The sequence below is a fragment of the Paenibacillus glycanilyticus genome (genome assembly GCF_023715145.1).
GTDB lineage: Bacteria > Bacillota > Bacilli > Paenibacillales > Paenibacillaceae > Pristimantibacillus > Pristimantibacillus glycanilyticus_A.
Genome location: NZ_JAMBNP010000007.1, coordinates 1 through 20,925, shown reverse-complemented (window position 1 = coordinate 20,925; position 20,925 = coordinate 1). Strand labels below are relative to the sequence as shown.

Genomic DNA, 20,925 nt, shown 5'->3' with positions numbered 1-20,925 from the left:
GAAGATAGAAAAGAAGGCCATTCCGCCGCGGAATGGCCTTCTTGCTGTTTGCTCCGGCTACTGCTTACACTTCTTCCGGGTCATAGGTTGCGAAATGCTCCGCAACGTTCAGATGGGCGATGTCTGTCAGCTCCTGGGACAGTTCATCCTCGGTGCGGCCGGTTAAGGAATAGACGAGCTCGAGTGAGACGGTGTCAAAGCGTTGTACCGGGAAGGTCAATAGCGTCTGCGGCAGTACACGGCCGTTCAGGCGAAGGATATATTGGATTGGTCCGCCGATCGGAATGCCGCTTACCGAAGCGATCTGGCCGTTAAACGAGAAGCGTACTACGCCGGTTGCCGCAAGGGAGTCGCGTATGCTCATTCCGAAACGGAAAGGCACCCGGTAGGAGTTGGTCACGTTCGGGAAGAACCGTCCGCCATTAATAACAACTGTTACAAATGATGGTCCAGGCTGAGGCGGGAATGGCGGGAACGGCGGGAACGGAAACGGTGGAAATGGCGGGAATGGCCCCGGCCCCGGCGGGAACGGCCCTGGCCCCGGCCCTGGCCCCGGCCCTGGCCCTGGCGGGAACGGCCCTGGCCCTGGCGGGAACGGCCCTGGTCCCGGTCCTGGTCCCGGACCCGGAGGAGGCGGTGGCGGTCCTGGCATTAGCGTCCGCGTGCCCCCGCAGCCGCAGTTGCTAACAACGGTGTTGTTGCCTTTCCCCTCGATATACTTATAAGTATAGCTGCTCATGCGCTTTGTCAGACTCCTTCGTATGACAGATTAGGCATTCATCCTCATCCATCTTATGCGGCAGATGCCTATCCGTGTGCACGAAGCAGCCAATGCGGCCCAACACTTTATAACAAAAAACAAGGCTGTCCCATAGAGGGACAGCCTTGTATCTCAAGCAGGTACTTATTAGATAGCTGCTTCGTAACGTTTGCCAACTTCAGCCCAGTTTACAACGTTCCAGAACGCTGCAATGTAATCAGGGCGTTTGTTTTGGTAGTTCAGGTAGTAAGCATGCTCCCAAACGTCCAGACCAAGGATAGGCGTTTCTCCTTCGAAGATCGGGCTGTCTTGGTTAGGCAGGCTCGATACTTTCAGTTTGCCGTCTTTAACGGACAGCCAAGCCCAGCCGCTGCCGAAACGAGTTGTAGCTGCTTTCGCGAATTCAGCTTTGAATGCGTCGAAGCCGCCCAGTTCGCTTTCGATTGCTGCAGCAAGTGCGCCAGTTGGAGCGCCGCCGCCGTTTGGCCCGATTACTTCCCAGAACAGGGAGTGGTTTGCATGGCCGCCGCCGTTGTTGCGGACAGCTGTTTTGATTGCGTCAGGAACGATTGCCAGGTTGTTAGCCAGCAGCTCTTCCAGCGATTTCTCTTGCAGCTCAGGAGCGGATTCCAGAGCAGCGTTCAGGTTTGTTACATAAGCGTTGTGATGACGGCCATGGTGGATTTCCATTGTCAGCGCGTCGATATGCGGTTCCAGAGCGTCTTTTGCATAAGGCAAAGCAGGTAATTGATGAGCCATGATTAACAGCCTCCCATAAATAGGTTATGTAAAACTCTTCTCATATTATCCCTTATCCGAGTACATAAATCAACATTAATGTTGCTAAAGTCGAACGGTGGCGGACAAAGACATACGAGAAGTAGAATGTCACGAAAGACTCGAAAATATGCAAAAACGATAGAAAACGAGCCATATTTTACGTAAATCGTTAAATAGTTTATGTAAGCGCTTAAAATAAAGCGTTTTCAACGTTATTTCGCAAATTTCTTTAAAATTTTTAAGTTTTTTTTAAGAGTAAAGAAGGATTTCGTTGCAAAATGTCGTAAAATATATAAATGCAGCACTATGACAAGGTATAGAAGGTGTATAATTAATGAACGTTCGTTCCTTCCAGTTGTCTGACTACAGACCGGTTACTGCACTCCTCGAGGATGTATTGTCTGAAGAGTGTTACGAACAAACGATGGAAGCTTTTGCTCGTCAATTGTCATGGGACAGTGAGCTTGTACTGATCGCTGTCGAAGAGTCGGAAGTTGTTGGTATGATCATCGGTACGATCGATAATAACAAGGGTTATTACTATCGCATCGCTGTTCATGCAGAGTATCAGCGTCAAGGAATTGGGAAAGCGCTCATTCAAGCATTGAGGCAGCGCTTCGAGCAACGCAACGTTTCCAAAATATTAATCACCGCCGACGAGCATAATGAACCGGTATTGCCGTTATACGAAGCGATGGGTTATGCTTCGAACGATTTCTTCCGGTCATTTCAGAAATTAAGTATTGTAGCTGGCTAACCTAATAGCCATATTTGCTGGGCATATCTGTATCGCCATTGCTTTTGGCGGTCAGATATGCTTTTCTATTTAAAAGGACTATTGTTTGGAACAAATGAACGAGGCGCTGCTTCAGGCCGTTTCACCGTTTCACAATAAGTAAGGAGAGGCGTCATGGACATTTATCGGCACTGTGTTATAAAAAGCTTCAAGCACGACGGTCATATTCATCGAACATGGCAGCGCAACTACCTTGTGCCGGCAGAACGGCTTGCCCCGGTGCACAGGGATCACAATATCATTGTGCTCATAAATCGCCAGACGCCGATTTTGGAATCCGACGGCAAGCAATGGATCAGCCGGGTGCCGGCGGTATCCTTCTTCATTCCCGGTGAATGGTTTAATGTCGTAGCGCTGCTTGAAGACAGCGGCATTCGTTACTATTGCAATATCGCGTCTCCTCCGTATTTGCAGGGGGATGTGCTTACCTATATCGATTATGATCTGGATGTGATCCGGACGACCGACGGCAACCGTTATGTCGTGGATCAGGACGAGTACGAGATGCACAAGCTTGCTTACCATTATCCGCAGATGGTGGAGGATAAGGTACAGCAAGGACTGTCGGCGCTGCTCAAACGGATGGATGAGGGAGCTGTACCGTTCCAGGATGAAATCGTCCAAAGCTACTATGCGGACTGGCATAGCACCTGTGGAGAAAGTGAGGGGTGACTTGATGAGTGTATCCCCTTCGGATTTGAATGATCATGCTCCCCGGCAGGTAAGCGAGAAGCCGCGCTGGGTGAAGGAAATGCTGGAATGGGCGAAGACGGTTACGATTTCTTTTCTTATTGTGATGGTGCTTCATCTATTTGTCTTTAACCTGTCGACGGTTGAGGGGCATTCCATGGAGCCGACGCTTCGCGACCGGGAGTGGCTGTTTGTCAATAAAATGGCTTATCTGATCGGAAGTCCGAAGGTAGGGGATATCGTGATTCTAGAGGACCCTGCCGCTTACGACGGTCAAAAGGACTATCTGGTGAAGCGGGTTGTTGGCGTAGAAGGCGACCGCATCGAAATTTACAATAAAGAGCTTTACCGCAACGGGGTCAAGGTGACCGAGAAGTATACCGATGTCGAGATCGAGGATCTGGACTTTATGCCGATTGTTGTTCAGAAAGGGCAATACTTCGTGATGGGGGATAACCGTCACGCAAGAGCGAGCAAGGACAGCCGGATTTTTGGCACGGTTCCTCGCACATTGATTCACGGGAGAGCGGATTTTATATTGTGGCCTTTCGAGCAGGTTAAGGCCTTGTAGCGGTGATTCTTCGATAGGCAGAATTGCGAAGCAATTCTTTAAGCTGATGCTTTCGAAGTAAGAATTGCTTCGCAATTCTTTGAGCTAATGCTTTCGAAGTAAGAATTGCTCTGCAATTCTTTAAGCAATGCTTCGCAATTCTTTGTGGGAGATGGAACAATGAAGGATGTAACCATTTATACCGACGGGGCCTGTTCCGGAAATCCGGGGCCGGGAGGCTGGGGAGCCGTTCTCTTCTACGGAGTCCACCGGAAAGAGATTTCCGGAGGGGAGAAGCATTCGACAAACAACCGGATGGAGATTCAGGCGGTTATTGAGGCGCTGAGCCTCCTGAAGGAGCCTTGCAAAGCGAAGGTATACAGCGATTCTGCCTATGTAGTCAACTGCTTTCAGAAAGGCTGGATACACGGCTGGCTGCGCAATGGCTGGAAGAACAGCAAGAAAGAGCCGGTGGAGAATCAGGATTTGTGGAGAATACTCTGGGATCTGATGAAACGCCACCAGGTGGAGTATATCAAGGTAAAGGGGCATAGCGACAACGAGTGGAATAACCGCTGCGACGAGCTTGCCCGCGAAGCCATTAAACGATTGTAGCAATTGGGGCGACAAGAGGAAGGGAGCAGGTGCTGATGGACGGCAGCCGCTGGGCAAAGTTAAAAGAAGAAATGCGCGAAGCGGCGCCAAGTCTTGGCATCGATAAGATTGGCTTTGCTTCCGCCGATCCGTTTACGGAGCTGAAAACAAGGTTGATCCGGCATCGCGAGCTTGGCCGCGAGTCGGGCTTCGAGGAGCCGGATTTGGACAAGCGGACCAATCCGGCTTTGCTGTTTGATAATCCGCAGTCCATTATTGCGATTGCCGTCGCCTATCCCGCGAAGCTGCATAATCCTCCGAAGTCGGAGCCGGGAGCAAGACGCGGTATTTTATCGCGGTCGGCTTGGGGCGAGGATTATCATAAGGTGCTGCGGGACAGGATGGCCAGACTGGAAGCCTGGCTGATGGAACGCGTTCCGGAAGCGCGGTTCGAGAGTATGGTGGATACGGGGGCCTTGTCCGACCGGGCGGTTGCAGAGCGAGCCGGGATTGGCTGGAGCGCCAAGAATTGTTCGATTTTAAGCGAGGATCTTGGTTCCTGGATTTATCTTGGCGAGATGATTACCAATATTCCGTTTGAGCCGGATACGCCCGTAACCGAGGGCTGCGGCGAATGCACGAAGTGTATTGACGCCTGTCCGACGGATGCGCTTGTTGGCCCGGGGCAGCTGGATTCGCAGCGCTGCATCTCTTTTGTCACCCAGACGAAGGGCTTTGTAACCGATGAGCTGATGCGCAAAATCGGCAACCGGCTGTACGGCTGCGATACCTGCCAGACGGTATGCCCGGTGAACCGGGGCAAGAACTGGACGCATCAGCCGGAGCTTCAGCCTGACCCCGAGCTGGTGAAGCCGCTGCTTGTTCCGTTCCTTACGATGGGCAACCGGGAATTCAAGGATCGCTACAGCCACACCTCCTCCGCTTGGCGCGGCAAGAAGCCCATTCAGCGCAATGCGGTCATCGGGCTTGGCAACTTCAAGGAGAAGAGCGCGGTGCCGGATCTGATCGGCGTTCTGAACGAGGATACGCGTCCGGTGCTGCGCGGCACAGCTGCCTGGGCGCTTGGACGGATCGGCGGCGAGGAGGCAATGGATGCCTTGCATAAGGCTTTGGCAAGCGAGCCGGATGAGGAAGCTAGAGTCTACTTGGAGCGGGCTATCGCCAGCCTGGAAGCCAGCCGGAACGAAGCGGAGGAAGGAGCTTCGATCCCGCGCGAAAGCTAGGAATAATTACTTCCGCGGGACGTTTGCGAATGCCCGCTTTACATGCTATTATAGGGGTCATTATAGACTATAGGCAGCAATGATAGAAAGGGTCGGGTGAATTTTAATAATGTCGGCATGGAACATCATTATTCCGATTGTAACGCTAATTGTGGGGGCTGCGGGCGGCTTCTTTATCGGGGTATTCTATTTGCGCAAGCAGCTGGAGAAAATGCAGAACGACCCTGAAATGATCCAAAAAATGGCCAAACAAATGGGCTACAACTTGAACAAGCAGCAAATGAATCGTGCACAGCAAATGATGAAAAATCAGAAAATGCCACGAAAATAAAGTGCGGTTAGTTGGAAGTAGCCGGAGAGGTGGTTCGAAATGGCGGGTATGAAAGACTACGTCAATTCGGCGGTATCGCGCAACCGGGAGCAAATAGAGCATCATGTAAAAGAAATCTTGAAGCTGGTTGGCGAGGACGTCGAAAGAGAAGGGTTACTGGAGACACCGGCTCGCGTTACCCGGATGTATGAAGAGATTTTTGCAGGCTATGAGGTAGATCCGCGCGATGTGCTGGGCGTGACCTTTGACGAGCAGCATGAAGAGCTTGTTATTGTAAAAGACATTATCTATTACAGCCAATGCGAGCATCATATGGCGCCCTTCTTCGGGAAGGCGCATATCGGATATATTCCAAGCGGTAAAATCGCCGGCCTCAGCAAGCTTGCAAGACTTGTTGAAGCGATAACGAGAAGACTGCAGGTACAGGAACGAATTACTACGCAGATCGCCGATATTATGCAAGAAGTGCTGAAGCCGCAAGGCGTGATGGTTGTTGTTGAAGGCGAGCATCTGTGCATGTGCGCGCGCGGCGTGAAAAAGCCGGGCAGCAAGACGGTTACGTCGGCAGTACGCGGCGTGTTCTCGGACAGCGCCCTCCGTTCGGAGTTCCTGTCTTTGCTTAAGCAATAACGGCTGACAGTAATAAAAAAGGCCACTGCAGCATCAAGTGTGTTTGGTACACTTGATGCCGCGGTGGCTTTTTTTCGAATGAGTGCGGTTTGCTATGTGGTTTGAGCATTATCGCTAGCGGAATTCAATTCTTGGAACTGCTGATCAACTTGGCCAAGGAATAACGCTGCACGCTGGATGTATTCCGTTGGTGAAGCGCGGAAGAGCATTTCGTGCTGGCCGTTTGGCACGATCCAGGAACGGGACAGCGGATTGGTCTGCTCGGACGCGATTTGCTCGGCTAATTGGTAAGGCGCTTTGGCATCGTTTGTGCCGTGCATAATGTAAAGCGGTATATTGAAGGATTTCGCTAATATTTGATTAATCGGAACCTGCTTCAGATTCGTGCCCGACCAGGTCGGCAGCATCATTTCGATCAGCTGCTTGGAAGGGAATTTCGGAAGCGGCAGGATTTGAGTGACGTTATGGAACATCGTCTCGGCCGTTGCCAGGAAGGTGCTGTCCAGAATCATCGCATCGATGTCATTGGTCTGGAGAGCGGCCTGAAGAGCTGTGCCCGCCCCCATCGAGAAGCCCCATACGACAATCTCCTGGGCGCCGCGAGACTTGGCGAAGTTAATAGCGGCGAGAAGCTGCTGCGATTCCTCAATACCGGCTGTAGCCGGTGCTTTATATTTCTGCGAGGCATAGCCATAGTCGAAAAGTACCACATTATAGTGAAGCCCGTGAAGCAGCTTCGTCAAATCGTACATCGGTACCCAGTCCTCTTCGCGGTTCGCGCCGTAGCCATGGCTGAAGATAACGGTCCGTTCCGAGCTTGCGATGGAGCTTGCCAGAACAGCATCGGAATCATTGTCCGAAGCCGGTACATACCAGCCGCTGACGGTTGTTCGTCCGCTTGCGCTAGGGAATAAAATATCTTCATAATCGAGGCCGGCCGCGGCCTTCGGATTGGATGTAAGAGGCGCTACATAAGGATAAGTCAGCATCCAGGCGACATACCCGTAAAAGACGAGAACCAGCAGTAAGCATAACGCCGTGAACGAAGCGACAAGCGCGATGAAGAAATGCTTTCGCGTCTTCGCCCGTGGTTTTTGTTTCTGCAGTCCGCCATCGAGCGGAAAAGGCTGCAGCGTTTGAGGAAAGCCGGTTTCAAGCGGCATTGGTGTCATCATTGTTGTGCTCATCGCATTGTCCCTCCCCACTATATGTAAGCGCTTCTACCTATCTAGTACTTTTATCGTAGACCCATAGGGTAGGCCTGTCAATTGATGTCGATGTAATGTTAAGCATTTGTAATCAGGCTGTAATGAAAGATCTTTTCTTTACCATTCTCGTTGAATTAAGGTATACTGGATGATAATAAGTTTCATTGTACGAAACCAAAATTGAGCGGAATAAAAGGGGGGCGGACTGGATGGAAGAAGGCAAATCGAATGTACGGGCGGTTGAGCGGGCGCTGGATATTTTGCTCTGTTTCACAGAGGGGACCAATCTGGCAATGTCTGAGATCGCAGATAAGGTAGGCCTGCACAAAAGCACCGTCCACCGCATGCTTGCGACGCTGGAGGACCGGGGCTTTGTAGAGAGGGATCCGTCGTCGGAGCGTTATCACCTCGGAATGCGGATGTGGGAGTTGTCTGCCCATTTGTCCCATTCGGACGATCAGTCCGTCATCTGGCAGCCGGAGATGGAGCGTTTGCGCGACCGGCTAGGAGAGACGGTTAGTATATATGTACGTGACGGCTCGGAGCGCGTGCGGATTCAGGCTGTTCAGAGCAATCAGCCGGTACGCCGGGTAGCGCCGGTTGGCGCAAGGCTGCCGCTGTATGCCGGCGCTTCCAGCAAAGTGCTTATCGCCTATTCCGAACGCTTCGTGCAGGAGCAAATCTTTGGCGATCCGGCTTGGCTGCTTGCTATCGATCTCGATCAATATAAGCAGCAGCTGGAGGAAATCGTTCAACAGGGCTATGCGACCAGCTTCGAGGAACGGGAGCCGGGGGTAGCGGCATTGTCCGCGCCAATTTTCAACCGGCATGGCCAGGTGTCTGCGGCGTTGTCCGTGTCCGGGCCGTCCAGCCGACTGACAACGGAGATCATGCGCGAGTATTCGCCGGTCCTGATCGAATATGCGAAGCGAATGGGAACGATGATCAAGTAACGGTTAAGCGGCCAACTCCGTGTTTGAATGTTCTTCCGATCGCCATTGCTCTAAGCATAATCTTTCTCCAGAATCATTCAAAATGCTCCGCTTGCCATTAACCTTTATAAAGGGAAAAAAGAAAAGCGACTGTGCTTAATACTTGGCACAGTCGCTTTTCTTTTAATTGAATGAACTACATGATCTGACGAAGCACGGTTTGCAGGATGCCTCCGTTGCGATAGTAATCGACGTCGACCATGGAGTCGAGGCGGACCGATACGTCGAACTCGGTAACCTTGCCGTCATCGCCGGTGGCTTTGACATGAACCTTTTGCCCGGGCTTCACGTCATTGGACAATCCCGAAATATCAATCGTCTCGCGGCCGGTTAGGCCAAGCGATTTCCAGCTTTGGCCCTCGACGAACTGCAGCGGGAGTACGCCCATGCCAACCAGGTTAGAGCGGTGAATCCGCTCGAAGCTTTCGGCGATGACGGCTTTAACTCCAAGAAGATAGGTGCCCTTTGCCGCCCAGTCACGGGAGCTGCCCGTACCGTATTCCTTGCCCGCAATAACGACGAGATTGGTTCCGTCCTCTTGATATTTCATCGACGCATCGTAGATCGACATCACTTCGTTAGTCGGCAGGTAGGTTGTAACGCCGCCTTCCGTACCCGGAGCCACCTGGTTGCGGATCCGGATGTTCGCGAACGTACCGCGCATCATGACTTCATGGTTGCCGCGCCGCGAGCCGTAGGAGTTGAAATCAACCTTGTCGACGTTGTGATCGGTCAAATATTTGCCGGCGGGACTGTCGGTCTTGATATTACCCGCTGGCGAGATGTGGTCGGTAGTAACAGAATCGCCGAGCAGTGCGAGTACCTTGGAAGACGGAATATCCACAATGTCACCGATGCCCGCGCCGATATTTTCGAAGAACGGAGGGTTCTGGATATAGGTCGAGTCCGGATCCCATTCGTAGCTTTCGCCCTTTGGTACCTCGATCGCATTCCAGCGGTCATTTTGCGTGAAGACGTTGGCGTATTTATCGCGGAACATTTCCGGGCGAAGGGCAGCTTTAATTGCTTCATGCACTTCTTGATTGGTTGGCCAAATGTCCTTCAGATAGACCGGCTTGCCATCCGAGCCCGTTCCGATCGGATCCTTCGACAGGTCAATATTAACCGTGCCCGCTAGAGCATAAGCCACGACCAGAGGCGGCGATGCCAAATAATTTGCTCTTACCTGGGCATGGATGCGGCCCTCGAAGTTCCGGTTGCCGGAAAGTACGGCCGCTACGGTCATATCATGGTCGGCAATCGCTTTGCTGACTTCGTCAGGAAGCGGGCCGGAGTTGCCAATGCATGTGCCGCAGCCGTAACCCGTCAGGTGGAAGCCAAGCGCCTCCAGCGACTTCATCAGTCCCGCACGGTTGAAGTAATCCGTTACGACGAGCGAACCGGGCGTCAGCGAGGTTTTTACATAAGCCGGTACCTTCAGTCCGCGTTCCACCGCTTTCTTCGCTACAAGTCCCGCGCCAAGCATAACGCTTGGATTGGAGGTGTTCGTGCAGCTGGTGATGGCCGCGATAACCACGGCTCCAGTGCGCATCTCGCTCTCGCGGCCGTCATTATGGTGAACGGGTACCGTCTGATTCTTATTCTCTTCGCTTAAGCCGTAGCCGCCTTTCTCGACGGACAAGTTGATAATATCGTTGAATGCTTCTTTCAGGTGAGTAAGCTCGACGCGGTCCTGAGGCCGCTTGGGTCCGGCCAGCGAAGGGACTACCGTGGACAAATCAAGCTCCAGGGTATCCGTAAATACCGGATCCGGCGTCTCATCCGTGCGGAACATATCCTGTGCCTGATAGTACGCTCTGACCAGCTCAATCTGTTCTTCGTCCCGCCCGGTGTCGCGAAGGAAGCGGAGCGACTCCTCGTCCACCGGGAAGAAGCCAATCGTCGCGCCGTATTCCGGCGACATGTTCGCAACGGTTGCGCGGTCCGGCAGACTGATGTTGGACAGACCCGGTCCATAAAACTCCACAAACTTGCCGACTACGCCTTTTTTGCGCAGCATTTGCGTAACCGTCAGAGCCAGGTCCGTAGCTGTCGAGCCTTCCGCAAGGCTGCCGGTCAGCTTGAACCCGATAACCTCCGGCATGACAAAATAAAGCGGTTGTCCAAGCATCCCGGCTTCCGCTTCAATCCCGCCTACGCCCCAGCCGACGACTCCAAGACCGTTGATCATGGTGGTGTGGGAGTCGGTTCCGACCAGCGAGTCCGGGAATACGACCGTGTCATCGCCAATCTTCTTGGTTGCGGCAACAGAGGCCAGATACTCCAGATTCACTTGATGCACGATACCTGTGCCGGGAGGTACGGCGCGGAAATTATCGAAGGCGGTCTGCGCCCAGCGAAGGAAGCGGTAGCGCTCTCCGTTGCGCTTGAATTCAAGCTTCGTGTTGTATTCGAGGGCATCCGGGGTACCGAAGGTGTCAATCATGACGGAATGGTCGATAACGAGGTCAACCGGGACGAGCGGGTTGATTTTCTTCGGATCGCCGCCGGCCCGTTTGACCGTATCCCGCATCGCTGCAAGGTCAACGACAACGGGGACGCCGGTGAAGTCCTGCAGAACAATACGCGCTGGTATAAAAGGAATCTCCTTATCGACCCGGCCGTTCGCCCAAGCGGCGATCTGCTTGACATGCTCCTCCGTTATCGCCCGTCCGTCGAATTGGCGGACAGCTGCTTCGAGAAGCACTTTAATGGAGAAAGGCAGCTTTGAAACAGGGCCCAGCCCTTGCTTCTCCAGCCCTGCGATCGGGTAGTACACATAGGTTTTGCCTGCAGCATCCAGCGTGCTGCGTTCGGCAAAAGGGTTGTTCGTGGACATCGTTTTTTAACCTCCTAAAAATTTACGAAGTAAATTTCGCTTCGTAAGCATTTGCTTTAAAATTTACGAAGTAAATTTCGCTTCGAAAGCATGGGCTTTAAAATTTACGAAGTAAATTTCACATCGTAAGCATTTGCTTTAAAATTTACGAAGTAAATTTCGCATCGTGAGCATGGGCTGTTTACTTCGGTAGTGTTCCCAAGCCCCATGGTGATTGTTACATGAAATCTTACATTTGCTCATATAATGAACCAGCAAATACAGGAATGGGAGGGGTAGCCATGTCTACGCGATCGGATCGAACAAGGAATTCTGCCGACAAGCAGCGGCCAAGCAAAGCTTTACTGCTCCAGCCGGCGGCAGTGCGTGTGAGCCAGCCGTCCGTGCACTCCAATAAAGCGGATGCGCCAGAGACACACCGTCCTTCGTTCGAAGCGCCGGAAACTGCCGTCCGTGAGCAGCGGGGCAGCCAAACACCGCCAAGAGAGCTACCCATCCAATCCGCACCTCCAAAGTCTGCCCAGCCGTCTGCCGGACATACTGCCGGCAAAGAGACGCGTCAGAAGCTGTCTTCCTTGCTTCGTTCCTCCGAGCAGGCGGGAGCGGGGAAGCGGGAAGCGGCAGGAGAGTGGAAGAGCGCAATATCCAAATATGTGAACTTATATAATAAGGCAGAGACGGACCAGCATTATGCCGCTCTTGATGATTTTATAGATGATAAAGATCATGGCCTGCGGCTTCGTTACCGGCTTGAGCGGCTGCGGGAAAGAGATCTGTACCGCGGCGTTCTGCCAGCAAGGGGCGAGACCAAGGCAGAGCTCATCAAGGTGAACGAATCCCCCGCCGAGGTGTCGGTGCTCGTGAAGCTTCACATCAAAAGGCAAATGGAGCAGTCGGGACTGTATTACCTGGAGGAGCGAACCGAGCTCGAGCGAATATGGCTCAACCAGTCGGGAGGCTCGTGGCGGGTTTTCCGGATTGAACCGGTGATTGCCGAGCGGCGGCCAAGATTCGGAGTATCCGAATATACGGGAGCGGTGGAGGAAGAAGGTCTTGATCAGACCCGTGAGGCGTCGGTCTTCCGTTCAACGCCTTTTCTGAATCTGGACCTGTATCCGCAGCTCAAGCAGCGAGTGAAAGGCATTCCATACCGGCGCGAGCTGGCTGCAGCCTATGCGGACCGTTGGTGGAATGAAGGGAATCCGGCCTACGAAGAATTTGATGTAAACTGCACTAACTATATTTCCCAGTGTCTCTTTGCAGGTCACGCGCCTATGAACTATACTGGTAAAAGAGAAAGCGGCTGGTGGTACAAAGGCCGAAACGGCGGCAAGGAATGGTGGAGCTACAGCTGGGCTGTATCCAATGCGCTGACCAATTATTTGTCAGGCAAGCGGAACTCCGGCCTGCACGCTACCGTCGTTCAATCGGTGGAGGAGCTGCAGCTTGGCGACGTTATTACGTACGATTGGAACGGGGATAACCGTTATCAGCACAGCACCATCATTACCGCTTTTGACGCCGCGGGCATGCCGCTCGTGAATGCCAATACGGTTCCGAGCAGGCACCGGTTCTGGGACTACCGCGACTCCTATGCATGGACAGAGCAAACGAGATATCGTTTTTTTCATATTGCGGACCACTTCTAAAATTAATCATACCGGAGGTACCTTATGGGGAAGAAAGTACACTTAGGGTTGATTTACGGGGGGAAGTCGGGAGAGCATGACGTATCGCTGCAGACGGCGTTTGCGGTGATGGGCGAGCTCGATTACGCAAAATATGAAATAACGCCATTTTATATTACGAGGCTTGGCGAGTGGAGAGTTGGGCCGGTGCTTGGCGGGAAGCCTTCCGCCATTGATGAGCTTAAGCTTGTCCCGGCTGTCGGGGCGCAGGTACCTGCGCCCCCCGCGATTCCCCTCGCTCCGCTTCTGGATCGTTTGGCGGCCAGCAGCGGAGCTTCTACAGGCAGCGGCCAGCCGATTGATGTTGTTTTTCCGCTGCTTCATGGTCCGTTTGGAGAAGACGGAACCATCCAGGGGCTGCTGGATATTGCGGACATCCCCTATGTGGGAGCCGGGGTTTTAGCCTCCGCTGCCGGGATGGACAAGATTACGATGAAGAAGATATTCGCCTATGAGGGTCTTCCGCAATGCGTCTTCCGATATTTCAATCGGGCGCAGTGGGAGAAGGACGCCTCCTTTTTTATTATGGAATGTGAAGTAGCGTTAGGTTATCCTTGCTTTGTGAAGCCCTCCAATCTGGGATCCAGCGTTGGCATCTCCAAAGCGAAGAACCGCGAGGAGCTGATCGCTGCGATAGACTTTGCCTTCCGGTACGACCGCAGGGTTATTATTGAAGAGTTTGTGGATGCCAGAGAAATTGAAGTCAGCGTGCTTGGCAATGAGGATCCGAAGGTTTCCGTTCCGGGAGAGATTGCTCCGTCTAATGAATTTTACGACTATAAGGCAAAGTATGTGGACGGGAAGTCTACCATTCATATTCCGGCGAATATTCCGAACAAGACGGCCGAAGCGGTGCGGGACATGGCGCTGCGGGCTTTTCTTGCGATTGACGGGGCGGGGCTGTCGCGGGTTGATTTCTTCCTCCGCAAGAACGACGGCCAGCTCTTCATCAACGAAGTGAACACGATGCCGGGCTTCACGCCAATCAGCATGTACCCGCTGATGTGGAAGGAGTCGGGACTTCCGTACCGGGACTTGCTTGATAAGCTGATCGAGCTGGCGCTAAAGCGTTACGCGGATAAACAGACGATCGATTACGGGGGAAGCGGCGGCAACTAGCTTGCGAATCATCACGAACAGCCCATTAAGGCTGTTTGGGTGATCATTCTTTAGGCTTATGCTTACGATGCAAGAATCATCACGAACAGCCCATTAAGGCTGTTTGGGTGATCATTCTTTTTAGGAGGTATTCATAATGGGTTTTGCAACAGAGTTTAATTCCGTATGCAAATTCAAATCGGAGCAAGAGCTGTATGAATTGCTTGAATACGGAAGGGGCAAAATGGTGAAGAGCGGGTTCCGCGTCTTCCCGACCGGTCAGAAAGTGATCGCTTATACGCCTAACAACGAAGCGATTGCAATCGTCCGTATCCTCGCTTCAATCGCGGAGATTAATTTCCAGGGCGAAGAAGTGACCGAAGTGGAGATGGAGCTGGTGCGCAAGCTGACAGAAGAGGAGGCTCGCATCCAGACGGCTCTCGCGTACGAGATGTTTTTCGGAGAGAAGGTATAATTCATTATGATCGTCCGGTTCGGATTTGTTGCGATGAGTATGATTCTGGAGAATGCCTCACCGTCGCGGACGATGACGTTTGCCACCCTCACCAAGCTGAATGACCGGGAAGCCGGCATACGGAGGATGGAGCGGATCGCAGAGGAGAATCTGCGGAGCACGCTGCGAATCATGAAGCATGCCAATGCCCATGACATCCATATGTACCGGTTCTCCTCCAAGCTGATTCCGCTGGCTACGCATGAGGACCTTTTAGACTGGGATCCGTTTCCCGTGCTTCGTCCGGCGATGAAAGAGATAGGCGACTATGCGAAAAAGACGGGGATGAGGACATCGTTCCATCCCGATCATTTCTGCGTATTCAGCACGAACCGGCCTGATGTTCTGATGAAATCGCAGAGGGACCTCGATTACCACATCCGGATTCTCGAAGCTATGGAGCTGCCGGAGACGGTGAAATGCAATATTCATATGGGCGGAGCCTATGGGGATAAGAAGCTGTCCGGCGAACGGTTCATCGAGCAGTTCGGTGCTTTGTCCGAAAGGTACAAGCATCGGGTTACGCTCGAAAATGACGATAAAACATTTAATGTCAGAGAGACGGTTGCCGCTGCGGAAGCGGTTGGCGTACCGATGGTACTCGATATTCACCATCATGCCGTAAACAGCGGCGATGTCACGATGGACGAGCTGTCGGCCGGCTTATGGCCAAGAATTGCCCGTACTTGGAGCCTGGAGGAGCAGCGGCTTGGTCTTGAAGAGGGTGGGCTGCCGCCCAAAATCCATGCTTCAAGCCCAAAAAGCCTTTCCGATCCCAGGGGGCATGCGGATTTCCTCGATCCGGAGCCCCTTGTGCAGTTTCTGAAGAGTGTCGCATCCACAACACCCAGGCTGGATTGCATGCTGGAAGCGAAGCAGAAGGATGCCGCTCTGCTTAAGCTGATGGAGGATTTGAAGGAGTTAGCCGCACAAGATACCGGAATCCGGATTGTTGACGACGGTACTGTGGAGATCGACCCTTAATCGATAACACCGTCATGGAACGAGCACAGCCGCTGTAAGAGCGGAGGCCGTTTCACCTTGGCGGTGTTATTTTGTGCAGATAGGCTTAGGCAAGGCTCATCCAGAGAAAGCGGTGAAGGAACATGTTGGAGTGGATTCTTCTGGCGCTGCTAGGTGTTGTGGCAGCGATGTTCGGCAGTATTGTCGGTCTTGGAGGCGGCATTATTATCGTCCCGGTGCTTATGCTGCTGGGACCTGAGCTCACGGGCGGTGAGATCAGCCATGCAACGGCCGTAGGCACTTCATTGACGATGCTTATCATAACGGCGCTTGCTTCAACGCTAAGCTATGCGAAGAAGAAGCTGGTCGACTTCAAGAGCGGCTGGCTGTTTTTTATCACAAGCGGTCCTGCGGCAATGATCGGATCCGCGTTGACTGGCCGGTTTCACGGAGCTGCGTTCTCGCTGTCCTTTGGTATATTCATGCTGCTTATGGCGGGTCTGCTCGTTGCGAGAGATTACCTGAAGCCGATTAACCGGCAATGGCCTATTCAGCGGACCGTCATTGATGCCAAAGGACAAGAGCAGACGTATGGGTACGCGATGGTTCCCGCTCTATCGATCGGTTTTGCCGTTGGTCTGATCTCCGGCTTGTTTGGCATTGGCGGGGGCTCTTTGTTTGTGCCTTTAATGGTGCTGCTCTTCCGCTTTCCGCCGCATACGGCTACGGCAACCTCCATGTTTGTCATCTTTCTATCTTCCATTCTCGGAAGCGGGATGCACGGCTGGCTGGGGGAGATTAATTACTGGATTGTGCTGGCCCTTGTGCCGGGGGCGTGGATTGGCGGCAAGCTGGGGGCCATGATTGCGGGACGGATGAGCGGGAAGGGCCTGCTCTGGCTGCTGCGGATTACTTTATTGCTGCTGGCGGGCCAATTGATCTACGAAGGTTTGACGAAGTTGTAACACTACGTTAATATTTTTGAAATATAGGAAGTATATATTTGCTCTATATAACCGCAAGCTTATGCTCCGCCTTCCCAGGATGGAGAAGCGTTTTTACTAATGCGAAACTTGCATAGGAAGTCATCCGTATAAGAAACGAACATATAATTAAAAAGCATTCCAGAGAAGTCTGTCGAGGCTTCTCCGATACCGAACCTTATACCATCCTATTGTGGTAAAACTATGAAGAGAGTAGAGTGATGGACTGTGACTGTAAGTGATCAGCAGGGCACCGTCGTCGGAGGCAAAAGCTTCGCCGCCGTGGCGATCAACTGCGCGGCTAAAGCTGGAGAATGGATTAAGTCTAAGCTGGGAAACTATGAGAAGCTTGATATAAAATATTCCGCGCAGGATTTGGTGACGGAAGTGGATAAAGGCTCGGAGACACTGATTAAGCGTCTTGTGCTGACCCATTTCCCTCATCATTCCTTCTTGGGCGAAGAGGGCGTTGAGCCGGGTCCGGAAGCATCCGCACGGGCGCTTGCAGAACTGAGCGAAGAGGAGTATCTGTGGATTGTTGACCCGATCGACGGGACAACCAACTTCGTGCACGGATTTCCGTTCTTTGTCGTTTCCATTGCGCTTGCCCATAAAGGCGAGGTTATTCTAGGCGTAGTCTATGATCCGATGCGCGACGAGCTGTTTATTGCCGAGAAAGGCAAAGGAGCTTACGTGCATGGCAAACGGATGAGCGTGTCTGGCGAGGATACGCTGAAGACCAGCCTGATTGCCACGGGTTTTCCGCCAGACGCGGGTTATGCGCTGCCGCTTAATATGAAAGGGCTTCAGGCATTGGTGCCGCAAGTTCGCAATATCCGTTCCGGTGGTTCGGCTGCGCTTCATATGGCGTATGTCGCTGCAGGACGGTTAAGCGGCTTCTGGGAGATTGGCCTGAACAGCTGGGATTTGGCGGCAGGCGCGCTGTTGATTCAAGAATCGGGCGGTACAGTAACCGATACGCTGGGGCAACCGTACAACCTGGGCGTCCGCAATGTCGTTGCTTCCAATGGAAAGGTTCATCACCCGTTCCTTGATGCGCTTGCGGCAGCAGACGCCGTGAAATAATAGGCGGCTTAATAAAAGGTATTATTGAGCATTTCAGTGAAGTAGAGTCAAAAAACCGGCTATCGGCGATAGCCGGTTTTTTCGCGTTTTAAAGGCAGCGCCTTTTCTGTTATAAGTTGATAGATTAGTTCGTTAGTATGGTATATGATACTGTTTAGCATTATCGTATTTTGTCATATTTGAGGATGGGATGGATCAGGTGATGAATAGAAACATCTGGGGGAGCTCGATGAGTCGTCATGCAGTAAACAAGAAAATAGCAATTGTACTCGTCTTTGCAATGGTAGCAGGCCTGCTGCAGGCGGCGGGTATCGGCGTTGGCAGGGCATTTGCAGGCGGAGGAACGGATGCGCTGGATGGCTTGTCCTGGATAGCAAAGCCGTCAGGCTCGACCGATTCTACGGATTCGTTCCGTACGGCGGCTTACGGCAATGGAACGATCGTTGCAACGGGTACCCCGCCAATGCCCTTTTATAACAGCAATCAGGGCGATATGCACCAAGGGAGCTTATACCGCAACTCAACAACGGGAGTAGAATGGACAACTCTATCTACTGGCGTGAATCACGAGATTAGAAGCTTGGCATCCGGCGGTCCTGTTAGTTTTGTAGGAGTGGGATATTCGCAATATATCATGTACGGGCAACAGAGCTATTACGGAAAGATCATGACTTCGAATGACGGGGTGAACTGGACCTCCAGATCGCTTCCCGGCGAGTCGGGAACTACCCTGTACGGCGTAACGTACGGAAACCTGGGTTATGTAGCGGTTGGGGCGAGTAACGATATTAATTTTAATCAGACGCAAGCCATACTGACATCCAGCAATGGTACAACATGGGTGTCTCAGACGGCTGCAGGCAGCGGCGCGCTTAACGCGGTCGCATTCGGCGGAGGGACCTATGTTGCGGTTGGCAGCGGAGGCACCATTCTCAGCTCGCCGAACGGAGTGAACTGGACAGCTCAAAACTCCGGCGTCACAACGACGCTGCGAGGGATTACATATGGCAACGGGTTATTCGTTGCGGTCGGAAGCAGCGGCAAAATCCTTACGTCTCCGAACGGAGCGGATTGGACGGCCAGTACTCCTCCGGCAAGCGGCACGTTCTACGGAGCCGCATACGGCGACGGTACGTTCCTCATCGTTGGCGGGAATGGCGCGATTCTGAGTTCATCGGACGGGCAGAACTGGCAGCAGCGCACGAGCGGAACGACAGCCGTCTTGTATGGGGCGGCGTACGTAAACGGAGAGTTTATGGCGCTTGGCTCGAACGGCACCATACTGATGGCACAGCATAAACGCAACTATACGGCGGGCCCGAACGGTTCGATTAGCGGAAATACGGCGCAGGGCGTTCGGACTGGGGGAAGCGCGACTACCGTAACGGCCGTTGGCAATACGGGTTACCGATTCGTTAATTGGAGCGACGGCGACACGAACCCAATCCGGACGGACAACAATATTACCGGCGATCTCGACGTAACCGCTAATTTTGAGATCATCGTCTATGAGCTCAACTATACGGCAGGAGAGCACGGCACTCTTACGGGGGATGCAGCTCAAAATGTTCCGCATGGCGGGAGCGCGGCTACCGTAACGGCTGTAGCGGATCCAAGCTATCACTTCGTAAGCTGGAGCGACGGCAATGCGAGCGCAAGCCGAACGGACAATAACGTTACGGGGAATTTGAACGTAACCGCGCAATTTGCGATTGATACCTACAAGCTTACTTATACGGCAGGTGCCGGAGGCAGCATTGGGGGACAAGCATCGCAGGTTCAGACCGTGGAGGCTGGATCCGACGGCCAATCCGTAACGGCAACGCCTAATGCGGGTTATCACTTCACGGGCTGGAGTGATGGCTTGGAGGATGTCACTCGCGTGGATCGCGATATTAGGGTCGACAAAAGCTTTACGGCCAGCTTTGCGATTAATGAATACACGCTGACTTATACGGCAGCAGCAGGCGGAAGCTTGTCCGGCGAAACCTCTCAGACGGTAACGCATGGCTCAAACGGCAGCGAGGTAACGGCCAATCCGAATCCGGGCTACAGCTTCGTTGGCTGGAGCGACGGGATTACGACAGCTTCCCGGACGGACATCGCGGTTTTGGGCAGCAACAACGTTACGGCGTTATTTGCAATTAATAAATATGTTTTGACCTACACGGCTGGGGCTGGGGGAAGCATTGACCAGAATGCCATTCAAACGGTAGATTTCGGAACAGACGGACAGACGGTAACTGCCGTAGCGAATACGGGGTATCATTTTGCCCGGTGGAGCGATGGCGTGCCGACGGCATCCCGCCAGGAAAAGAATGTTCAGGCCAACCTTTCGGTAACGGCGGAATTCGAAATTAACCAATACGATCTGACTTATACCGCGGGAGCGCACGGAACCTTGACCGGGGTTGTTCACCAGACCCCGAACCATGGCGCGGACGGAACGGAAGTAACGGCAGTCGCCGATACGGGCTATCACTTCGTCCGTTGGAGTGACGGCGTAGCGACGGCAAGCCGTACGGACTTGAACGTAACCGGCAATCTGAACGTTGCTGCAGAGTTCGCAATCAACACGTTTACGCTCACCTATACTGCGGGAGCAGGGGGAAGCGTAAGCGGAGCAGCAACGCAGGAAGTCGATTATGGAGCCGATGGAACGGAAGTGAAAGCCGAGCCGGCAACGGGCTATCATTTTACCGGCTGGAGCGACGGCGTTCAGGAGGCTGTGCGTACGGATAAGGGGAATGTGGCTGACCTGAACGTGACGGCGAACTTCGCGATTAACGAATATACGTTAACCTACGCGGAGGGTCAGCATGGAACGTTGACAGGCGACAAGCTGCAAACGGTACAGCATGGCGCGGACGGAACGGAAGTAACGGCAGTTGCCGATACGGGCTATCACTTCACGCGTTGGAGTGACGGCGTGACGACGGCAAGCCGTACGGACTTGAACGTAACCGGCAATCTGAACGTTGCTGCAGAATTCGCAATCAACACGTTTACGCTCACCTATACTGCGGGAGCAGGGGGAAGCGTAAGCGGAACGGCAACGCAGGAAGTCGATTATGGAGCCGATGGAACGGAAGTGAAAGCCGAGCCGGCAACGGGCTATCATTTTACCGGCTGGAGCGACGGCGTTCAGGAGGCTGTGCGTACGGATAAGGGGAATGTGG

Annotated in this window: 19 protein-coding genes; 15 read left to right on the top strand and 4 right to left on the bottom strand. The window is 53.0% G+C overall.

The features are described 5' to 3' along the window. Positions 1-64 precede the first annotated feature (64 nt). The gene (locus tag M3194_RS19380; protein ID WP_251655735.1) at positions 65-739 is read right to left on the bottom strand and encodes a hypothetical protein; all 675 of its coding nucleotides are present in this window, start codon (positions 737-739) and stop codon (positions 65-67) included. Between the two features lie 168 nt (positions 740-907). Next, positions 908-1,519 (bottom strand): superoxide dismutase, encoded by a 612-nt coding sequence (locus M3194_RS19375; protein WP_251655734.1) that lies wholly within the window; start codon positions 1,517-1,519, stop codon positions 908-910. A 355-nt stretch (positions 1,520-1,874) separates the two neighbouring features. On the opposite strand from M3194_RS19375, the gene M3194_RS19370 reads away from it, so the two are divergent. The 7 genes from M3194_RS19370 to folE all read left to right on the top strand — a co-directional run bounded on the left by M3194_RS19370 (position 1,875) and on the right by folE (position 6,375). Continuing rightward, the gene (locus M3194_RS19370) at positions 1,875-2,297 is read left to right on the top strand and encodes a GNAT family N-acetyltransferase (RefSeq protein ID WP_251655733.1); all 423 of its coding nucleotides are present in this window, start codon (positions 1,875-1,877) and stop codon (positions 2,295-2,297) included. A 153-nt stretch (positions 2,298-2,450) separates the two neighbouring features. Then, entirely contained in the window at positions 2,451-3,008 is a 558-nt protein-coding gene (locus tag M3194_RS19365) for a DUF402 domain-containing protein (RefSeq protein ID WP_251655732.1), read from the top strand. Positions 3,009-3,012: 4 nt separating this feature from the next. Then, positions 3,013-3,597 carry a signal peptidase I gene (gene lepB / locus M3194_RS19360; RefSeq protein WP_251655731.1) on the top strand — a complete coding sequence of 195 codons (585 nt, stop codon included), beginning with the start codon at positions 3,013-3,015 and terminating at the stop codon, positions 3,595-3,597. Between the two features lie 159 nt (positions 3,598-3,756). Next, positions 3,757-4,191 (top strand): ribonuclease HI, encoded by a 435-nt coding sequence (gene rnhA / locus M3194_RS19355; protein ID WP_251655730.1) that lies wholly within the window; start codon positions 3,757-3,759, stop codon positions 4,189-4,191. A 35-nt stretch (positions 4,192-4,226) separates the two neighbouring features. Beyond that, entirely contained in the window at positions 4,227-5,414 is a 1,188-nt protein-coding gene (gene queG / locus M3194_RS19350) for a tRNA epoxyqueuosine(34) reductase QueG (protein WP_251655729.1), read from the top strand. Positions 5,415-5,523: 109 nt separating this feature from the next. Then, the gene (locus tag M3194_RS19345; protein WP_251655728.1) at positions 5,524-5,745 is read left to right on the top strand and encodes a YneF family protein; all 222 of its coding nucleotides are present in this window, start codon (positions 5,524-5,526) and stop codon (positions 5,743-5,745) included. Positions 5,746-5,784: 39 nt separating this feature from the next. Further along, on the top strand, positions 5,785-6,375 hold the full coding sequence (folE, locus tag M3194_RS19340; protein ID WP_251655727.1) for a GTP cyclohydrolase I FolE: 591 nt from the start codon (positions 5,785-5,787) through the stop codon (positions 6,373-6,375). A 92-nt stretch (positions 6,376-6,467) separates the two neighbouring features. On the opposite strand, the gene M3194_RS19335 is transcribed toward folE, so the two are convergent. Further along, entirely contained in the window at positions 6,468-7,562 is a 1,095-nt protein-coding gene (locus M3194_RS19335; protein ID WP_251655726.1) for an alpha/beta hydrolase, read from the bottom strand. 230 nt (positions 7,563-7,792) lie between these two features. Here M3194_RS19335 and M3194_RS19330 point away from each other — a divergent pair, with 230 nt between their 5' ends. Then, the gene (locus M3194_RS19330; protein WP_251655725.1) at positions 7,793-8,536 is read left to right on the top strand and encodes an IclR family transcriptional regulator; all 744 of its coding nucleotides are present in this window, start codon (positions 7,793-7,795) and stop codon (positions 8,534-8,536) included. Positions 8,537-8,711: 175 nt separating this feature from the next. Here M3194_RS19330 and acnA read toward each other — a convergent pair whose 3' ends face one another. After that, a complete protein-coding gene (gene acnA / locus M3194_RS19325) occupies positions 8,712-11,414 on the bottom strand; it encodes an aconitate hydratase AcnA (RefSeq protein WP_251655724.1) in 2,703 nt (900 codons plus the stop codon). Positions 11,415-11,695: 281 nt separating this feature from the next. Here acnA and M3194_RS19320 point away from each other — a divergent pair, with 281 nt between their 5' ends. The 7 genes from M3194_RS19320 to M3194_RS19290 form a co-directional block, all read left to right on the top strand. Next, positions 11,696-13,063, top strand: a complete 1,368-nt coding sequence (locus M3194_RS19320) for an amidase domain-containing protein (RefSeq protein ID WP_311291384.1) — start codon at positions 11,696-11,698, stop codon at positions 13,061-13,063. A 24-nt stretch (positions 13,064-13,087) separates the two neighbouring features. After that, a complete protein-coding gene (locus tag M3194_RS19315; protein ID WP_251655723.1) occupies positions 13,088-14,221 on the top strand; it encodes a D-alanine--D-alanine ligase in 1,134 nt (377 codons plus the stop codon). 136 nt (positions 14,222-14,357) lie between these two features. Further along, positions 14,358-14,675, top strand: a complete 318-nt coding sequence (locus M3194_RS19310; RefSeq protein ID WP_251655722.1) for a hypothetical protein — start codon at positions 14,358-14,360, stop codon at positions 14,673-14,675. Positions 14,676-14,681: 6 nt separating this feature from the next. Further along, positions 14,682-15,698 carry a UV DNA damage repair endonuclease UvsE gene (gene uvsE / locus M3194_RS19305; RefSeq protein ID WP_251655721.1) on the top strand — a complete coding sequence of 339 codons (1,017 nt, stop codon included), beginning with the start codon at positions 14,682-14,684 and terminating at the stop codon, positions 15,696-15,698. 122 nt (positions 15,699-15,820) lie between these two features. Then, complete coding sequence (locus M3194_RS19300; protein WP_251655720.1) at positions 15,821-16,642, top strand: sulfite exporter TauE/SafE family protein; 822 nt, start codon at positions 15,821-15,823, stop codon at positions 16,640-16,642. Between the two features lie 246 nt (positions 16,643-16,888). Further along, positions 16,889-17,746: an inositol monophosphatase family protein gene (locus M3194_RS19295; protein ID WP_251655719.1), complete on the top strand. Its 858-nt coding sequence runs from the start codon at positions 16,889-16,891 to the stop codon at positions 17,744-17,746. A gap of 229 nt (positions 17,747-17,975) precedes the next feature. Continuing rightward, positions 17,976-20,925, top strand: a 2,950-nt coding sequence (locus M3194_RS19290; RefSeq protein WP_251655718.1) for a beta strand repeat-containing protein, incomplete at its 3' end; no start/stop codon positions are given.

Bases quoted from the DNA above. Each gene is read 5' to 3' on its own strand.
- M3194_RS19380 (WP_251655735.1), bottom strand. From the start codon at position 739: ATGAGCAGCTATACTTATAAGTATATCGAGGGGAAAGGCAACAACACC.
- M3194_RS19375 (WP_251655734.1), bottom strand. From the start codon at position 1,519: ATGGCTCATCAATTACCTGCTTTGCCTTATGCAAAAGACGCTCTGGAA.
- M3194_RS19370 (WP_251655733.1), top strand. From the start codon at position 1,875: ATGAACGTTCGTTCCTTCCAGTTGTCTGACTACAGACCGGTTACTGCA.
- M3194_RS19365 (WP_251655732.1), top strand. From the start codon at position 2,451: ATGGACATTTATCGGCACTGTGTTATAAAAAGCTTCAAGCACGACGGT.
- lepB (WP_251655731.1), top strand. From the start codon at position 3,013: ATGAGTGTATCCCCTTCGGATTTGAATGATCATGCTCCCCGGCAGGTA.
- rnhA (WP_251655730.1), top strand. From the start codon at position 3,757: ATGAAGGATGTAACCATTTATACCGACGGGGCCTGTTCCGGAAATCCG.
- queG (WP_251655729.1), top strand. From the start codon at position 4,227: ATGGACGGCAGCCGCTGGGCAAAGTTAAAAGAAGAAATGCGCGAAGCG.
- M3194_RS19345 (WP_251655728.1), top strand. From the start codon at position 5,524: ATGTCGGCATGGAACATCATTATTCCGATTGTAACGCTAATTGTGGGG.
- folE (WP_251655727.1), top strand. From the start codon at position 5,785: ATGGCGGGTATGAAAGACTACGTCAATTCGGCGGTATCGCGCAACCGG.
- M3194_RS19335 (WP_251655726.1), bottom strand. From the start codon at position 7,562: ATGAGCACAACAATGATGACACCAATGCCGCTTGAAACCGGCTTTCCT.
- M3194_RS19330 (WP_251655725.1), top strand. From the start codon at position 7,793: ATGGAAGAAGGCAAATCGAATGTACGGGCGGTTGAGCGGGCGCTGGAT.
- acnA (WP_251655724.1), bottom strand. From the start codon at position 11,414: ATGTCCACGAACAACCCTTTTGCCGAACGCAGCACGCTGGATGCTGCA.
- M3194_RS19320 (WP_311291384.1), top strand. From the start codon at position 11,696: ATGTCTACGCGATCGGATCGAACAAGGAATTCTGCCGACAAGCAGCGG.
- M3194_RS19315 (WP_251655723.1), top strand. From the start codon at position 13,088: ATGGGGAAGAAAGTACACTTAGGGTTGATTTACGGGGGGAAGTCGGGA.
- M3194_RS19310 (WP_251655722.1), top strand. From the start codon at position 14,358: ATGGGTTTTGCAACAGAGTTTAATTCCGTATGCAAATTCAAATCGGAG.
- uvsE (WP_251655721.1), top strand. From the start codon at position 14,682: ATGATCGTCCGGTTCGGATTTGTTGCGATGAGTATGATTCTGGAGAAT.
- M3194_RS19300 (WP_251655720.1), top strand. From the start codon at position 15,821: ATGTTGGAGTGGATTCTTCTGGCGCTGCTAGGTGTTGTGGCAGCGATG.